Source organism: Komarekiella delphini-convector SJRDD-AB1 (genome assembly GCF_014831675.1).
Classification (GTDB): domain Bacteria; phylum Cyanobacteriota; class Cyanobacteriia; order Cyanobacteriales; family Nostocaceae; genus Komarekiella.
In genome coordinates, this window is record NZ_VJXY01000024.1 from 107,822 (window position 1) to 124,020 (window position 16,199).

The following is a 16,199-nucleotide window of genomic DNA, read 5'->3' on the forward strand; positions in this document are numbered from 1 at the left end:
ATGGGCTACGCCTCACCGTAGGCGATCGCTAGCGGTCTAACCGAAATTCTGATTCTACAAGAGAATTCGCTTAATCTGTATCAAATTTTATTTTTTTATTCTAAGTCTACGGTTAATACCTAAATAAATAAATGTCTACATCCCTTTTGGGACAAGCATCAAGATAATTATTTCCACCAAAGTTTTCTAGTAAAAATGATATTTATGATACATTTGATAGCTAAATTTCAAGAGAATCTATAATAGGCTACTTTCTTTGATTGCCTTTTGTGATAATAGGCTACTATTTGGTCAAGCCTAAACAAAATACTTATTTTTAAAGACTATCAATATGAGATTTTCAGTATACCGTAACGTTGGTGTTGCAGCTTTTTGCTTGGGATTGCTTGGGCTAGTGGTGGGATGCTTTGAGATGAGCGTATCTTTTGAGGCGGAACCCAATATATCTACACAAAGGTCAACAGAGACTTCACAGTTAGAGAGAACTCCCTCTGTACCTGTTTCACCTGATAAAGCGCTCTCCGCCAGCCTAACTACTTCAGCTACGATCCCAACCAAGCAAGTAGAATATAGCACTAGAGAAAATACTCATCCTGTCTTGACCCGTAATCAATCAGCTGGCAAAGCTAAGGGATTAGGGACTTTGCGGATGAGTAATCTTACCAATCAACCTGTGCGGCTGGCTTTACTGGCAAGGCAGTCAGGAGTCAAAAGCGCAGCTTCTAAACAGGCTAACTATGATGTTCCGGCACATTGGGATTTTGCTCCCAAAGAAGGTGGTGAAAAGGGGCTGATTCTATCTTTGCCTCAAGGTAACTTAAAGCTGGAAAAGGGAGATATTTTAGTTGCCTTTGCCCAAGATGGTTCCCGTCGCTACTGGGGGCCTTATGTTGTGGGAGAAACTCCTTCACCTAAGTGGAACACCCAAAACAAGGAATGGCAACTAGTTCTGAGTCCATAGTTTGTAGTTCATAGTCAAAAATCAATGAAAAACTCAAAAATAAGGAAGAACAAAACATCAATAACCAACGACTATTAAATCAGTGAACAGTTACTAAAGTTTCAGGCAGGAATTTGGCCCCTACTTGAATGAGCCATTTATATTAGTGGGGGACTTAGCAAAATGATATCTGATAACTGGTAACTGATTGTTGACTATTGATTGATTGAGGCTGAAATTGAGTGTTAAAAGCGCTGTTGAGCAGTGGTTCAACAATCTAGAAAAGCGTCCAGCCCTCGCTGTGACTGTGTCGGTTTTGTGGTTGAGTTTAATTGGTTGGGTAGCTTTTGGGTGGAATTTAGGCAGCATTGGCTTGATTGATGAAACAGAGCCACTGTTTGCTGAAGCTTCGCGTCAAATGTTTGTTACAGGTGATTGGGTTACGCCATTTTTCAATGGCGAGACTCGTTTTGATAAACCTGTTTTAATTTATTGGTGTCAAGCGATCGCTTATGCAATTATTGGGGTGAATGAGTGGGCAGTACGTCTTCCCTCTGCGATCGCCGCGATGGGCGTAATTAGTTTGGCTTTTTACACCATCCAGTGGTGTCTAGCAAAACAAGACCAATTAGAGAAAGTTTCACGTCCTGCGCGCCGCTATTTAACAGCGTTTATGGCAGCAGCTATCATCGCACTCAATCCCGAAATGATTATTTGGGGGAGAACTGGAGTTTCAGATATGCTGCTTACCGGATGCATGGCATCAGCTTTGTTATGCTTCTTTCTGGGGTACGCAGGGAAAGGGGGGACTGGGGAACTCGGGGCCCCCTCTGGGGATAAGGGGCAATGGGGACTGGGGACTGGGAAACTGGGAACTGGGGGACTAGGGATCAGGAAGGAATTTTCTCAATCTCGCAGCGAAATCACCTCTTTAATACCTAATAAGTGGTATTTAGCTTGTTATGTATTAATTGCAGCAGCAATTTTAGCTAAAGGCCCGGTGGGAATTGTCTTACCAGGGTTAATTATTGTGGCGTTTTTGCTCTATTTAGGAAAGCTGCGGGAGGTGTTGCGAGAAATGCGCCTCCTCGTAGGTATCTTGATTATTTTTGGTTTATCAGCGCCCTGGTATGCGTTAGTGACTTGGCGCAATGGCTGGGGTTATATTAACTCCTTTTTTGGTTATCATAATCTGGAACGCTTTACGGGTGTTGTCAATCACCATTCTGCTCCCTGGTATTTTTACTTTTTAGTGGTGCTGTTAGGATTTGCGCCATATTCAGTGTATTTGCCGATCGCAATAGTTAGGCTAAAGTTTTGGCAGCGATCGCACTGGCGTCTCCAGGAACGCTCTGAGCAATTGGGTTTATTTGCGTGGTTCTGGTTTGCTGGGATCTTTGGCTTTTTTAGCATTGCTGTCACCAAACTCCCTAGTTACGTGTTGCCTTTAATGCCAGCCGCCGCTATCCTTGTGGCGCTGTTGTGGAGCGAATTTTTCCTAGATCCGAAGACCAAGCAAATTCTGCTTTCTCCCTCTTCCACTCCTCCCTTCCCCTACTCCTCCTTTCTCCGAGTAAGCGGTTGGGTAAATGTTGCATTTCTCTCATTTTTGGCAGTAGGAATGTTTAATTTAAGCCAATTATTAGGTAGAGATCCGGCTATACCCAACTTCCGTATACTAATTCAAAAGTCGGGTTTACCAGTAACAGGGGGTGTAATTTGGCTTGTTTGTGCTGTCTTGGTTGCAGTTTTGTTACTAAATCGCCGTTGGAATTATATTATCAATATTAATTTGCTGGGGTTTGTGGCGTTTTTGATCGTTGTCTTGACGCCTGCGATGTTTTTTATTGATCGGGAGCGTCAATTACCTTTGAGGGAATTATCTGTGATGGCACTGCAAGCCAAACAACCAGATGAAGAATTAGTGATGATGGGCTTTAAAAAACCTAGTGTGGCATTCTACAGCCAAACCCAAGTAAATTATTTAAGATTTCCCCAAGAAGTTGTCCAGCATATTCAAAACGAGGCAGCTAAAACACCACAGCCACCTTCGTTACTGCTTCTGGCTGAACAGAAAAAGTTTCTCAAAATGGACTTACAGCCAGATGATTACAAGAATTTAGCCACCAAGGGTGCTTACAACTTGATTCGAGTTCCTTTTAAGAAAAGGAAAAGTGAAAAAATGGATATATCATTTGATGTTCATTAAATTGTCTTTTGGGATTTGTCCTCTCTTACAAAGTTCTGTTCGCCCTACAGCCCTTTGGGCATCCTACGGCAGGCGTTGGCGGAGCTATCGCCAAAAGCCGGCGCTCAGACTTTGCGCTTTGTCCTTTGTGAAAAACTAATGACCAATGACCAATGACTAATGACATCATTCGCATTTGTTATGTTGACCGTTGGCTGCTAAAGCATGATTAATCTGGTTTAATAAGTCTTCCATTGATATGGAACGCGGTAGGATTTGAGTTGCGATCGCGCCCACAACAGTTTCTAGAGATTCCAATCCATTCTTCCTCTGCTTTTCCCCTTGCTCATGAGCCTGAGACTGAGAAATTACCTCTGCGCGATTTAATCGCTGGTTGAGTATCAAAATTGGTGGTAACTTTAAAGGTAAATCTTTCAAAGCTCTCAGAGCTTTTAGCATCTCTTTATTAATGACAGATTCTCCTAAGCAAATTAGTAGTAAATCAACGCTTTGGTGACGAATTTGTTGTAGCACTTCTGCCCAACAGCGAGCCATCGTTGCTTTAAACCCTGCTGTTTGTAGGTACTGAATTAAGGCTTGGAACCATTCAGATCCCCGTTCAGCAGTTTCACTACTGATTGAACAATTTTTTTCTGTTCGATAACCTTTTACCTGCTTGCGTCTTCCCTGGGGTAGATCACGCAGCGTTGTTAAATCCACTACTAATATATTGGGAGGACAGCAGATACCAGAGGCAATTTGCAGTACTGACAATAAAGCATCTGTTTTGCCGCTGCGATTGTTGTTGCCAATTGGTGTTAAACAGGGAAACACAGACAATCCCGGTATCTGAGAGGCAGCCAAAGTGGTTGCGACATCAAAAGTAACCAATGGTAGAGCCGCCAAGCGTGTGTATCCTGTCAGTTTTTGCAGGTAAGTTTGGGCAACGGAACCTTCTACATCTAGCAAAACTACATCGAACTGCCAAACTCGCGCTAAGAGTTCTGCCTGATCTAAGTCATCTACTTCAATTACTCGGTGTTCTCGAAGTGAGGGGTGGGGATTGACCGATTCCAACTCAGGATTCACTAACCTGAGAATTCGTAGTGGAGTGTTAGCCGGAATGATTTTGCTACTATCTAACCCTAGCTGAGGAACTTCTGGTGTAGCACATAATTTTTCTAGGATCGGTGCTAAGACTTGATGCTCGGCTGGCAAGCTTAAGAAACCATCGGCTCGGTTAGCAAATGCTTGCTCCTTTTCGGCTCCCGTCGCCGTGACAATTACGGAGATATGACGGGTTGCAGTATCAGATTTCAGTAGTGTTAGTACATCCCAACCTGACAACAAGGGTAGCAAGGGGTTCAAAAATATCGCTATTGGTTGCAAGCGTCTAGCTTTTTCTACCGCCTCTGTTCCCGATCGCGCAATGACTACCCGATAACCTAAACCTTTGAGTTGTTCGGTCAAATCCTCGATATATCGGGCTACTGCTTCGACTACCAAGACCAAACGTTGTGAAGATGTCGGGTGATGCTGTGAGGGCGCACTCACAAGCTGACGAGCTGTTGTAGTGATTCCTTTGGGCTGTATCTCCCCGTCTTCACTGGTTCCCACCTCTGGCTCAGAAAAGCTTGTTTTCGGAGGACTGGGCGGTAGAAGCAGTGTAAATTGGCTGCCTTTACCTTCACGAGATAAGAAGCTGACATCTCCTCCGTGGAGACGAGCCAGGGCCCGGGTTAATACTAGCCCCAAACCTGTGCCTTCAAACTGGCGGGTGAGAGGATTTTCTAATTGTTGGAATTTTTGGAATATTAAATGTTGTTGGTGTTCGGGAATGCCAATGCCTGTGTCCCAGATGGTAAAGGCAATCCATCCTTCCCAACGGCTCACCCGCAGCCCAATTTCGCCAGATGTTTCAGTGAACTTAAAGGCATTGGAAAGCAAATGTACTAGCATCTGGCGCAAGCGCAACTCATCTGCCACGATCTGGTCTAAACCTAGTTCAATGGAGAGAGTAAATTGAGGAGTGGATGAGCTGGTTTCAGGTTGGGCGGCTGATGATTTGGTGGTTTGAGTGTGGATAGCTGTTGCTTCCGATAGGGCGCGATCGCACACAGCCCGAATTTTAACTGGGGTTAAGGTCAAATCCATCTGTCCCGTTTCCATGCGGGTCAAATCCAAGATATCATTGACCACACTCATCAAATGGCGTCCACTTTGATGAATCAGTCCCGCGTAACGGGCTTGACGCTCGTTGAGTTCTCCTAATTGCTGATCTACGAGCAACCGTGATAACCCCAAAACGGCAGTCAACGGAGTCTTTAGTTCATGACTAATACAAGCTAAAAACTCATCCTTTAACCGATTTAGTTGGATTAAATCGGCATTTTTAGCAGCCAGTTCTTTGCAAAGCTGCTGCTGTTCAGTCACATCAGTAGCTAACACCAACCATAAATCAGTGCTGTGAGCGTAGAGGGGCGTAGCCCGTGTTGAGGAACCAGCCGTGTGGGCGGATCTCTCAATTTGAGAAGCTACTGCGTTGCCCAGAAAAACCTCTGACTCAGCATTCATGACTTTCAAATCAGGACTATCTAATGGGATTTTGGCAAACTGCCAGATTCGCTCCTGACCGTTTTGAACTTCGACAACACAGGTGCAAGTACCTACTTGACTATCCAAGAAGCACCGACTAAATGGAGTCTCCACAACTGCTTGCTGTTCTTGGTTGTGAGACTGTGAGATTGGTAAGCCTGGTTGGGGTATTGTTTCACTCTGAAATGACAAGGTATGTTCTTCTAGATGATGTATGCTTGGCGTCGGTTGTGCCTCATCATCAAGATCATTTCCTCTACCATTAGGATGAACCTTGGCTGCTTTTTGAGTAGCGTATTCTGTTTTTTGGGCTTTGGCGGGGGCCAGTATTGCCTCAACCTGTTGCTTGACTCCTTCTGGATCTTTTAAAACTCCTAATTGCTGCCACCAAGCTGGATTTTGCGCCACTACCTCGCCTGTACCCGTTTGCAACATCAAAGGCCAAGGCAGTCTTTCCAATAGCTGTACTAGCGACTTATGTTCATTTTGCACCCGTGCCCGCGAGTGAGTTGTCACAGCCGCATCATACTCTGGGGAAGTCTCTTGAGACGACCTTTGGGCAGTTGAGCCAAGGGTAAATGAGCTTGTGACTCTCTCCTTAGCCAATAATTGCAGCAAGCGTAAGCTATCTATCAGCCCTAAAAACTTGCCATCGGAGTCAATTAGCGCCCAATCTAACTGGTGTTTTTGGGTTTGTTGGTAACGTAACCACCAACTTAATTGCTCTACATGCTTGGAAGCTGGTATTGTCTGTATTGGGTCAATTAGAGCTTGACCTAAGGTGGAGAGTGACTGCTGTAAATTTAAAAATGTATCACCATCATCTGCTAATAATTTTTGTATTAAACGGGCAGAATACAGCAACCCTATAGGGCTTTGCTGTTGATTCACTACCACCAAGCGATCGCACTGCTCTTTCTCAAAAATCTCCAGCACCACTGCCAGAGTACTTGTTTCTAAGCAGCTGGGTACGGTTGCTAGAAAGTCATAAAGCGGGTACTGTAGCATTGACATAGGGATTTGGGGGTCATTCTTCCTGTGGGAACCTCCGGCATGATCATCTGGCAACTGCTGATGCTCTTTGAGCCTGAAGTAATATTCTCCAAGAAGACTCACATAAGCTATTTTGGTTACACCAACGCCATTAAAATCATTTAATGGGCTTTGCCCTCAAGGACACTTGACTGCGTCTAAATTTTCCAAGCGGTGGCGTTTATCTTTGCTGCTCTCAAATTTTTCAGTGACTAGCCTGATTCTGTATCCTACTGGTATTGAAACTCCTCATCGATAGCAACGGTTAAAACAATTATGGCTCCAAAGATTCGCTTTAGAACCTTGAGGAATTATAATGATTTAGAATGCGACAATCCTTTAAGTTCGTTTAAGTATCTTATCAAGGAGTGAAATATAGAAATCTGTATGTAGATAGATATGTATATGCAAATCATAATTTAAATAATGTACCTTCTGTGGCAAACGCCTCATCAACGACCTACTAAGTCTTACTACTTAGTCGCCGCACCAGGTTGTTAAGTAACCAGCACTTTATCTTGACACGAAGTATTTCCCTGAGATGGAACTCACAGGTTTACTCCACACTCAATCTTACACTGCAAGCTTCTGCCATACCTATCAGCTAACCCCTCTTGGTCAGGGCGATCAAGGAGATATGTAAATAATAAATGTTATTACCCATATTGATTCTGCAACCTCATGTTAAAAAATGCTTAAATAATTCATCTTCTCTGTCCAAACAGCAAGGTTTGAGCGAGTGGATGTGGAATTTTTTCTATATAATCATTGGAAAATTGGGCTACCAGCCTGTAGCTTCAACCATCCCTGTTAAAACTCACTATTTACCTGGGTGGGTGCAACCAAACTTGCATGAACAATCCATAGACACAAATTGCTATGTATTTACGTGTCACAAGCAAAAAAATCAGCAGATATTTCAGCAGATGACTCCAACTGATCAACAAGCACTGTTGGAGCAGCTTAAATTAGATTACAGCCAAATACTCATCTACTACTTTACCGCAGAAAAAAATCTTAAAGAAAAAATCGATAAATTTATCAATGCCGTATTTTATGCTAATATTCCTGTGCCTCAAATCATCAAAATTCACATGGAACTAATTGAAGAATTTTCTATACAGCTAAAATTAGAAGGAAGGAGTGATGAAACATTACTTGATTACCGCTTGACATTGATAGATATATTGGCTCACTTGTGCGAAGTTTATAGAAGTTCAGCTTCTAAATAGATTCAATTTATTTATTTTATGTTTAACTTAGCACAGGCTGCTACTATAGCTTTCGTCATAATCCCTAAGCACATCTTAATATTTATATTCTCAAGCCTAGCCTGTAAATAATATGGATAAAGCTAGAAAAACTTATGTTCTCAAGCTTTATGTAGCAGGGAACACTCCTAATTCAGTACGGGCCTTAAAAACACTCAAAAATATTTTAGAGCAGGAGTTTCAAGGTGTTTATGCTTTAAAAGTAATCGATGTACTCAAAAGTCCACAGTTGGCAGAAGAAGATAAAATATTAGCCACGCCAACGTTATCGAAAATTTTGCCTCCACCCGTTCGCAAAATTATTGGAGATCTTTCAGACAGAGAAAGAGTATTAATTGGCTTAGATTTACTTTATGAAGAATTGAGTGAAGAAGACTTTGAAGATTGAATTTACTCATAAGAAATTGTTTACAAACTTTAGCAATAGAAGCACCGGGTTGATACCTAATTTGTTACCAAGCAATGAGTGAAAAAGACAAAGCAGAGCAAAATAAAACACCGTTAATTGGGGGTGTAGAAAAAATTCGCACGATGATAGAAGGTTTTGATGATATTAGTCAAGGCGGTTTACCTGTTGGTAGAACTACCTTGGTAAGTGGCACATCTGGTACAGGCAAAACTTTATTCTCTCTTCAGTTTCTCTATAACGGTATCACCTACTTTGATGAATCAGGAGTATTTGTTACTTTTGAAGAATCACCTAGTGACATTATTAAAAATGCTTATATTTTTGGATGGAATTTGCAACGCCTCATTGATGAAGGTAAGTTGTTTATTCTTGATGCTTCTCCTGATCCTGAAGGCCAAGATATTGTCGGTAATTTTGACCTTTCGGCACTCATTGAGCGATTGCAATATGCTATTCGCAAATACAAAGCAAAACGGGTTTCAATCGATTCAATAACAGCGGTATTTCAGCAGTATGAAGCAATGGGAGTAGTACGGCGTGAGATTTTTCGTCTTGTAGCACGTCTCAAACTACTGAATGTCACTACTATCATTACCACTGAACGTAGCGAAGAATATGGCCCTGTTGCCTCTTTTGGAGTGGAAGAATTTGTTTCCGATAATGTGGTAATTGTTCGCAATGTATTAGAAGGAGAACGCCGCCGTCGCACAAGTGAAATCCTCAAATTGCGCGGTACTACTCACATGAAAGGCGAGTATCCTTTCACAATTACCAATGAAGGAGTCAACATCTTCCCATTGGGAGCGATGCGCTTGACTCAAAGGTCTTCTAATGTAAGGGTTTCCTCTGGGGTCAAAACCCTAGATGAAATGTGTGGAGGTGGATTCTTTAAAGATTCAATTATTTTGGCCACGGGAGCCACTGGTACTGGTAAGACACTGTTAGTCAGCAAATTTATTCAAGATGGGTGTCTTTCTGGCGAACGAGCAATACTATTTGCTTATGAAGAATCACGCGCTCAACTATCTCGCAATGCCTCCTCCTGGGGAATTGATTTTGAAGAATTAGAACACCAAGGTCTACTCAAAATAATTTGTACATATCCAGAATCAACTGGTTTAGAAGACCACTTGCAAATTATTAAATCAGAAATTGCTGTCTTTAAACCAGCCCGGATTGCAATTGATTCTCTCTCAGCACTAGCTAGAGGAGTAAGCAATAATGCATTCCGACAATTTGTGATTGGTGTTACTGGTTACGCTAAGCAAGAAGAAATAACTGGTTTTTTTACCAACACAACCGATCAATTTATGGGGTCACATTCAATTACAGACTCCCACATTTCCACGATTACAGACACAATTTTGATGTTGCAATACGTAGAAATTCGTGGAGAAATGTCACGAGCAATCAACGTATTTAAAATGCGGGGATCATGGCATGACAAGGGTATCCGTGAGTACAATATCACTGCCGATGGCCCCGAAATTAAAGATTCTTTCCGTAACTACGAACGAATTGTCAGTGGTGCTCCGACCCGCGTTACTATTGATGAAAAGGCGGAACTTTCTCGCATTGTTAGGCGTTTTGAAGACAAACAGAGTTCCGATCCTTAAATTTGGTATCGTAGTATATCCCTTCCTAAATTTAGTATCGTGCTATATTCTGTGGTGAGGTAAAGGTTTCTGCCGCTAGATTGATTTTCGTGTGAGGCGATGCGGTGAAAGGACAGCAATTATTCCATAGCTTCTTACCTGGTGTGACAGCAGCGGTCTTAACAACCCAGCCTGCTTGGGCTGGTACTGTAAAAGTAAGTGGGGTACAGCCAACGTCTTCTCCTAGTGTTTTGACTTTTACTCGTAGTCGAACATTGGTTGCGGACATCATGAATACCCAACTGCCTAATACTGGGGATGTTAATATTCCAGCCCTAGTACCTGCTCCTATCACTAAACTCGGTGTAAAGCCTTTAATTAATAAAAGTATTCCAATACTTGTGACTGGGTACACTAGTGTACCAATAGAACAAGTCCCGAAGAAAGATAAAGGTAGATTTTTCAGTTTGACACCTACCTCTAATCTTTTCCAACGGCCAGATGTGAATTATTCTGCTCAAAACCAACAACAGAGTAATTCAGCCACTTATAAGCGGAAATTAGAAAATACAGTAGTTCCCAACTCTACTTCAAAACCTGCTTCTATCCCAAAAAAAATCTTACCACTGGCTTCTTCACAGAAACCAGGGGTTCTGAAGAAAAATGTTGATACTCAGTTGCAGACATTTTTACAAACTTCAACTACGGGTGCAAAAGCAGCAGAATTGTTGGCGGTTGATAGGTGTCCACAGCAAGTAAGGAAAAGCCAAACTGCTCCTCAGACTTATTTGCTTTTTGCCTCAAACACGTGCCCACAAAAAAATACTGCTGGGAACGTGGCTCAGAATAATACCCCTAGTGTGCCAGGAACGGTAAACCCTATAATACCCGGTTCTGTGCAAACGCCTGTTGTGCCAGGAACGGTAAACCCTGTATCGCCCGGTTCTGTGCAAATTCCTGAGAATCTCAATCCTAGTCCAAATCCTCTGCAATATCCCACTAAACCGGCAGAAGTGACACTTGAGAGAAATGAGCCAATTACTTTGGCACAGGCTCTAGAGCTAGCACGGCGTAATAATCGGGATTTACAGGTAGCGATATTGCAGCTAGAACGCAGTCGAGCTGCTGTACGAGAGCAGCAAGCTGCTTTGTTTCCTAATCTTAGTATTGGTGCGGATATAACTCGTCAGCAGTCTGCTAGTACTCAACTTCAGTTAGAACAACGAGAACGACAAACAGGTATACCCCAGCCAGGAGATGAAGCTAGTACAGCTTTTTCTGGTCAAGCTGAACTGACGTATAATCTCTACACTTCTGGGAGACGGCAAGCTGCTATCAGGCAGGCTGAGGAACAGGCACGCTCCGATGAGTTAGCTGTAGAGACTCAGTCTGAGGTAATTCGGTTGAATGTTTCTACTGACTACTACAATTTGCAACAAGCAGATGAAAACGTACGGATTGCTCAGTCGGCTGTGCAGAACTCTCAAGCTAGTTTGCGGGATGCCGAAGCTTTAGAACGGGCGGGTGTTGGTACTCGGTTCGATGTGTTGCGCTCTCAGGTGAATTTAGCAAATGCTCAACAAGATTTAACTAATGCTATCTCTCAGCAGCAAGTTGCTCGTCGTCAGCTAGCTACTCGGTTAAGTTTAACGCAGTCAGTAAATATCAGTGCGGCTGATCCTGTGCAATTAGCTGGTCTTTGGAACCAGACGCTAGAGCAAAGTATTGTGCGAGCTTTTCAAAACCGTCCAGAACTGCAACAGCAGTTGGCGCAACGTAACATTAACGAGCAACAGCGACGCCAAGCCCTTTCTGAGCTTGGGCCTCAAGTTAGTTTGGTTGCTAGCTACAATCTGCTAGATCAGTTCGATGATAGTGTTAGCGTTACCGATGGTTATTCGGTGGGTGTGAGGGCTAGCCTGAATTTGTTTGATGGGGGAGCATCAAGAGCAAGGGCAGCTCAAGCAAGAGCTAATATTGCGATCGCAGAAACTCAATTTGCTGAGCAACGCAATCAAATCCGCTTTCAAGTAGAACAAGCTTTTTCTACCCAGCAATCTAATTTGAACAATGTTCAAACCGCCAATACTGCTTTAGAACAAGCTAGGGAAGCTCTACGTTTAGCGCGTTTGCGATTCCAAGCTGGTGTAGGTACTCAAACTGATGTCATTAACTCAGAAAACGATCTGACAAGAGCCGAAGGTAATCGAGTCCAGGCGATTTTGGATTACAACCGCGCTTTAGCTCAGTTACAACGAGCCGTCACAGCCAGAGGATTAGCCTTACCCTAATACCACGCATCTGCCCTCAAGGCATCGCAAAATAAAATAGCGTTCTCTATGAAAATCTCCAAAAAATCTTCTATTCCAGTGCCATTGCTGAAGTAGAAGATTTTTTGGTAAAAAAAGTTGTATTAAAACAAATGTTGAGAACTACAAAGCTTAAAGTATAGCCGAGTGCTGTAAAGCCCTGCGGGCATGGCTGCGCTTAGAGGGATATCTATGGTTTAGCCCGTATAAATCCAAGTACTACCCTACGGGAAGCCGCTTCGCGTCTACAGGGCTTTTAGCAATCAACATTGTCCTAACCTATACTCGACTGCTATGAATGCATTTATACATAGGGTAACAATTACCAATTATCATGACTCCCAGGATGAAGGTATTGATACACTTTACAATTGGATTAACATAACTGAGTGTTTAATATTTATCAGTTATCAGTAAAGAGTGATGTATTCATCCGCATCGTCAGAGTCCCCACGAATACAAGTGGTAGTTTACCCTGTGGGTTCGCGTAGCGTTTCGTAGAGAAGGGGAGACGCAATCATGCGAACGGGGTTTCCCAATCTAGGAAACTTTTCAAGATAACTGTTTACTGTTTACTGTTTACTAATTTAATCCCTCGCCTTGTCAAGGATTCATGACTAAAGTAACATCACAAGAGATTGCACAGTTTCGCTCTCAATTAGCAGATGATCTCGTAGCCCTGGAAGCGCTGGACTTGATTGAAGACTGTGATGGAGATTTAGAAGATGCAGCAATGACGCTAGCTATTCGAGCCGGACAACAACCCGAAAGAGCAAATTCAGAGTGGTTAGACGCTTTGGCTAGAAAATGGCGTGCTGTTATTTGTGAACAAGAATATCGGGAAGAATTGCTGAACGGCTCACTTGCGGGAATGATGGCACACCTTAAAACAATGCCGACGTTTCCTAAGATTTTAGCAACGCCAGTATTGATATATGTCCTCAAGCAAGGCGTGAGCAATTTTTGTGAGCCACTGGATTCGCTAAAGTGACCGACGATATGCATTTAACTTGTATTATTTTCAATTTGGGGAGTAAGAGATAGGAGATGGGAGACAGGAGATATGAGAGATGGGATGTCAGATTTAAGGAGTTTCCTGGTAATTGACATCTTAATTTTGACTTCTACCTACTAATACAAGATTGATTCAACCAGCACTGTTACGCTGTTAATTAAAGCAAAAACTTTTATTAGACAACTATTGTTAATCAATGAACTACCTTGTTGCTGTATTACAAGATCGCATCCAAGCCGAAGCTGCTTACTTAGCCTTAGAAAAAGAAGGCATAAACAGTACTATCCTGGGCAAGGGGTATAAAACTGCTGACGAGTTTGGCTTAATCGACCCTAAGGAGCAAGCCAAAAAGCAAGCACGGCTGATGACAATCTGGTTAGTACCATTTGGTTTTTTTGCAGGATTTACCTTCAGCGTCATTACAGGTTTAGACACTTTTGCCTGGGCGGGTGAAATTGGTAATCACATCGTTGGCGGAGTGTTGGGTGCTGCTAGTGGTGCTATGGGTGGTGTAATTGTCGGTGGTGGAGTCGGTTTACTCGTGGGTAGTGGTGACGCTTTACCTTACCGCAACCGTTTGGATGCGGGTAAATACTTAATTGCAGTTCAAGGTTCTGAAACTCTCACTCGGCAAGCAACCAGAGTATTACGTCAGTTTGAGCCAGAAAATATTCAAGGTTATGCTGATACAACCAGTGTATAGAGAATGAATCATAGTTTACATGTTCGTAATTTACGCTTTAGCGCTAAAGCGCAAATTACGAACCTATCAAATCAAACTTGACAAACTAGTAAGGATTTCTGATGATTTTTATAAATCAGAGGTGCAAGATTTGTTATCCAACTATACCCAAAACTTGGCGATCGCTCGCAGCTAATCTGGGTTGTATAGTTGATTTAACATTAGAGATGTAAGCCTGTTGGAATGGGAATTAAAGTTAGAATCAAGACAGTTGTAGCAGATTAATTCTCAACTGAATAACTCATAAATTTTAAGAATGTTACCAAGAGAAGAACTTTTAAAAGGTGTAGAAAATCGAGATAGTGTAGCTCGTGTAATTGATCAGGCGGAGCAAGCCATCAAAACTTGGGAAGTGGTTTTGACGGATTTTTTGTCTCCTCCAGAATTGGCAGAAATTCAACGAGTGTTTAGTCGGTTAACCGATGTGCAATTGGTAGCATGGGGTGGATATCCGCAAGCTGAACGTCAAAGAATAGCGATCGCGCGTTCGGAAATCCCTCTAGATCAATCTCAAGTCAGCCTAGTTGCATTGGAAATTGCGGGAAATTTCTTGTTTGATACAGCAACTCACCGCGACTTTTTAGGCGCAATGTTGGGAACGGGAATTGTCCGTGAAAAGACTGGAGATATTATTGTTCTAGGAGAACGCGGAGCGCAAGCAATTGTAGCGCCAGAGTTGACGGAATTTTTGGAAATGAGTCTTAAACAGGTGCGATCGGTTCCTGTGAAAACTCAACCGATTGATATTAATGAGTTAAAAGTTCGGGAACCGAAGAAAAAAGAATTAACTACTGTGGAGGCTTCTTTGCGGTTAGATGCGATCGCCTCGGCTGGTTTTGGTATGTCCCGCAGCAAAATGGTAGATTTAATTGATGCTAGTGATGTCCGCGTTAATTGGAAGGAAGTTACTCAAGCTAGTTCTCAGGTTAAATCAGGTGACTTAATTGCCATTCGCGGTAAAGGACGTTTAGAAGTTGGGGAAATCGCCGTCACTAAAAAAGACCGCTACCGAGTTCAATTGACACGGTATATGTAGAGTTAAAAGTTAACATTTTTAGGCTTTAAAATGTTTTGCCAACATATTCAGCAAAATTTTGCGTGGTACGAGCCGAGATAATTTACTTCTAAGTTGAGTGGTAGTATCAGAACTAATAACGGTTGGGTAGCCATTTTCTAAAGCTTCCAGTGATTCCCGAACAACTTTTTCGCAAGAGTACACCTTATCTGTACTTTCTGCTAGTGCTGGAGGGAAATTAGCTTCTGTAAAAAAGTTTGTTTCTATTGGCCCTGGACAAGTAACTAAAACTCGGACACCATAATCACGATTTTCTGCCCACAGTGCCTCACTAAAACTGAGAATAAAGGCTTTACTTGCAGCATAAACAGAAAGATATGGTATCGGTTGAAATGCGGTAATTGAGGATACGTTAATAATACTTCCAGAACGACGTTGCCGCATTATTGGCAGAAATTTATGGGTTAAATCTACCAATGCCAAAATGTTTAATTGTACGATTTTAAGTTGTCTTTCAATATCACCTTCGGCAAAGTCTCCATAGTACCCAAAACCAGCATTATTGATTAATAAGTCAATTGTTAATCCCAGACTTTTTGTAGCATCAAATACAGTGGTAGCGGCATTAGGTTCTGTGAGGTCTTTAATAATAACATCTACTTGAATTTTGTATTCCTCTTGTAGTTCTTTAGCTAGTAGGTTTAGTTTTTCTTCAGAACGAGCAACAAGAACAAGGTTTGTATTGCGTACAGCTAGTTCTTTAGCAAAGGCTTTACCAATACCACTAGATGCACCAGTAATTAAAGCAGTTGGCATCCTATCTATATAAAATCGTTTTTATCCATTTTATAAATTTTAACTATAGTTACTATTAATTTTTAACCATCTAGAGTTATATACCAATAAGGGTAAAGCATCTGTCAGTAGTATGGATAGTTTTCCAGCTTTCAAGAAAATAGTAATACCAATTCTGTATGAAGACGCGCCAAACTACGTCAAACTTATAGATAGGTGCATTTAGTGATTTTGTGATGAGTCGTCCATTCCAAATCGAGATTTCAGAAAGCCAAGAAGAATTGGAGAAAGCT

14 protein-coding genes are annotated in these 16,199 nt (G+C 42.2%); 10 read left to right on the forward strand and 4 right to left on the reverse strand.

Going from position 1 to position 16,199, the window contains the following annotated elements; translation table 11 throughout:
• Positions 1-331 precede the first annotated feature (331 nt).
• Together FNW02_RS21140 and FNW02_RS21145 are read left to right on the forward strand one after the other, a co-directional pair.
• Entirely contained in the window at positions 332-961 is a 630-nt protein-coding gene (locus FNW02_RS21140) for a hypothetical protein (RefSeq protein ID WP_191759468.1), read from the forward strand.
• A 205-nt stretch (positions 962-1,166) separates the two neighbouring features.
• Complete coding sequence (locus tag FNW02_RS21145) at positions 1,167-3,149, forward strand: ArnT family glycosyltransferase (protein WP_191759469.1); 1,983 nt, start codon at positions 1,167-1,169, stop codon at positions 3,147-3,149.
• Between the two features lie 165 nt (positions 3,150-3,314).
• On the opposite strand, the gene FNW02_RS21150 is transcribed toward FNW02_RS21145, so the two are convergent.
• Positions 3,315-6,737: a hybrid sensor histidine kinase/response regulator gene (locus tag FNW02_RS21150; protein ID WP_191759481.1), complete on the reverse strand. Its 3,423-nt coding sequence runs from the start codon at positions 6,735-6,737 to the stop codon at positions 3,315-3,317.
• A 668-nt stretch (positions 6,738-7,405) separates the two neighbouring features.
• Between FNW02_RS21150 and FNW02_RS21155 the strand changes: the two genes are divergently transcribed.
• The 3 genes from FNW02_RS21155 to kaiC all read left to right on the forward strand — a co-directional run bounded on the left by FNW02_RS21155 (position 7,406) and on the right by kaiC (position 10,051).
• Positions 7,406-7,987, forward strand: a complete 582-nt coding sequence (locus FNW02_RS21155) for a KaiA family protein (RefSeq protein ID WP_191759470.1) — start codon at positions 7,406-7,408, stop codon at positions 7,985-7,987.
• Positions 7,988-8,099: 112 nt separating this feature from the next.
• Entirely contained in the window at positions 8,100-8,414 is a 315-nt protein-coding gene (gene kaiB, locus FNW02_RS21160) for a circadian clock protein KaiB (RefSeq protein ID WP_191759471.1), read from the forward strand.
• Positions 8,415-8,488: 74 nt separating this feature from the next.
• Positions 8,489-10,051 (forward strand): circadian clock protein KaiC, encoded by a 1,563-nt coding sequence (gene kaiC / locus FNW02_RS21165; protein WP_191759472.1) that lies wholly within the window; start codon positions 8,489-8,491, stop codon positions 10,049-10,051.
• A gap of 31 nt (positions 10,052-10,082) precedes the next feature.
• On the opposite strand, the gene FNW02_RS38815 is transcribed toward kaiC, so the two are convergent.
• Positions 10,083-10,322, reverse strand: coding sequence for a hypothetical protein (locus FNW02_RS38815; protein WP_225225800.1), 240 nt, complete (start codon positions 10,320-10,322; stop codon positions 10,083-10,085).
• Here FNW02_RS38815 and FNW02_RS21170 point away from each other — a divergent pair.
• The 5 genes from FNW02_RS21170 to FNW02_RS21190 all read left to right on the forward strand — a co-directional run bounded on the left by FNW02_RS21170 (position 10,321) and on the right by FNW02_RS21190 (position 15,132).
• The gene (locus FNW02_RS21170; protein ID WP_225225801.1) at positions 10,321-12,321 is read left to right on the forward strand and encodes a TolC family protein; all 2,001 of its coding nucleotides are present in this window, start codon (positions 10,321-10,323) and stop codon (positions 12,319-12,321) included. The two genes, FNW02_RS38815 and FNW02_RS21170, sit on opposite strands and share 2 nt — an antisense overlap.
• Before the next feature lie 631 nt (positions 12,322-12,952).
• Entirely contained in the window at positions 12,953-13,330 is a 378-nt protein-coding gene (locus FNW02_RS21175; RefSeq protein ID WP_191759474.1) for a hypothetical protein, read from the forward strand.
• A gap of 220 nt (positions 13,331-13,550) precedes the next feature.
• Positions 13,551-14,057: a hypothetical protein gene (locus FNW02_RS21180; protein ID WP_191759475.1), complete on the forward strand. Its 507-nt coding sequence runs from the start codon at positions 13,551-13,553 to the stop codon at positions 14,055-14,057.
• Positions 14,058-14,076: 19 nt separating this feature from the next.
• On the forward strand, positions 14,077-14,232 hold the full coding sequence (locus FNW02_RS21185) for a hypothetical protein (protein ID WP_191759476.1): 156 nt from the start codon (positions 14,077-14,079) through the stop codon (positions 14,230-14,232).
• 120 nt (positions 14,233-14,352) lie between these two features.
• Positions 14,353-15,132, forward strand: coding sequence for a photosystem II S4 domain protein (locus FNW02_RS21190; protein WP_191759477.1), 780 nt, complete (start codon positions 14,353-14,355; stop codon positions 15,130-15,132).
• A gap of 18 nt (positions 15,133-15,150) precedes the next feature.
• Here the strand turns inward: FNW02_RS21190 and FNW02_RS21195 are convergent, their stop codons facing one another.
• Together FNW02_RS21195 and FNW02_RS38820 are read right to left on the reverse strand one after the other, a co-directional pair.
• Complete coding sequence (locus FNW02_RS21195) at positions 15,151-15,927, reverse strand: SDR family NAD(P)-dependent oxidoreductase (protein WP_191759478.1); 777 nt, start codon at positions 15,925-15,927, stop codon at positions 15,151-15,153.
• A 76-nt stretch (positions 15,928-16,003) separates the two neighbouring features.
• Positions 16,004-16,199, reverse strand: a 196-nt coding sequence (locus FNW02_RS38820; RefSeq protein ID WP_225225802.1) for a hypothetical protein, incomplete at its 5' end; no start/stop codon positions are given.

Bases quoted from the DNA above. Each gene is read 5' to 3' on its own strand.
- FNW02_RS21150 (WP_191759481.1), bottom strand. From the start codon at position 6,737: ATGTCAATGCTACAGTACCCGCTTTATGACTTTCTAGCAACCGTACCC.
- FNW02_RS21140 (WP_191759468.1), top strand. From the start codon at position 332: ATGAGATTTTCAGTATACCGTAACGTTGGTGTTGCAGCTTTTTGCTTG.
- FNW02_RS38815 (WP_225225800.1), bottom strand. From the start codon at position 10,322: ATGATGTCCGCAACCAATGTTCGACTACGAGTAAAAGTCAAAACACTA.
- FNW02_RS21180 (WP_191759475.1), top strand. From the start codon at position 13,551: ATGAACTACCTTGTTGCTGTATTACAAGATCGCATCCAAGCCGAAGCT.
- FNW02_RS21190 (WP_191759477.1), top strand. From the start codon at position 14,353: ATGTTACCAAGAGAAGAACTTTTAAAAGGTGTAGAAAATCGAGATAGT.
- FNW02_RS21185 (WP_191759476.1), top strand. From the start codon at position 14,077: ATGTTCGTAATTTACGCTTTAGCGCTAAAGCGCAAATTACGAACCTAT.
- kaiC (WP_191759472.1), top strand. From the start codon at position 8,489: ATGAGTGAAAAAGACAAAGCAGAGCAAAATAAAACACCGTTAATTGGG.
- FNW02_RS21155 (WP_191759470.1), top strand. From the start codon at position 7,406: ATGTTATTACCCATATTGATTCTGCAACCTCATGTTAAAAAATGCTTA.
- kaiB (WP_191759471.1), top strand. From the start codon at position 8,100: ATGGATAAAGCTAGAAAAACTTATGTTCTCAAGCTTTATGTAGCAGGG.
- FNW02_RS21175 (WP_191759474.1), top strand. From the start codon at position 12,953: ATGACTAAAGTAACATCACAAGAGATTGCACAGTTTCGCTCTCAATTA.
- FNW02_RS21170 (WP_225225801.1), top strand. From the start codon at position 10,321: ATGAATACCCAACTGCCTAATACTGGGGATGTTAATATTCCAGCCCTA.
- FNW02_RS21195 (WP_191759478.1), bottom strand. From the start codon at position 15,927: ATGCCAACTGCTTTAATTACTGGTGCATCTAGTGGTATTGGTAAAGCC.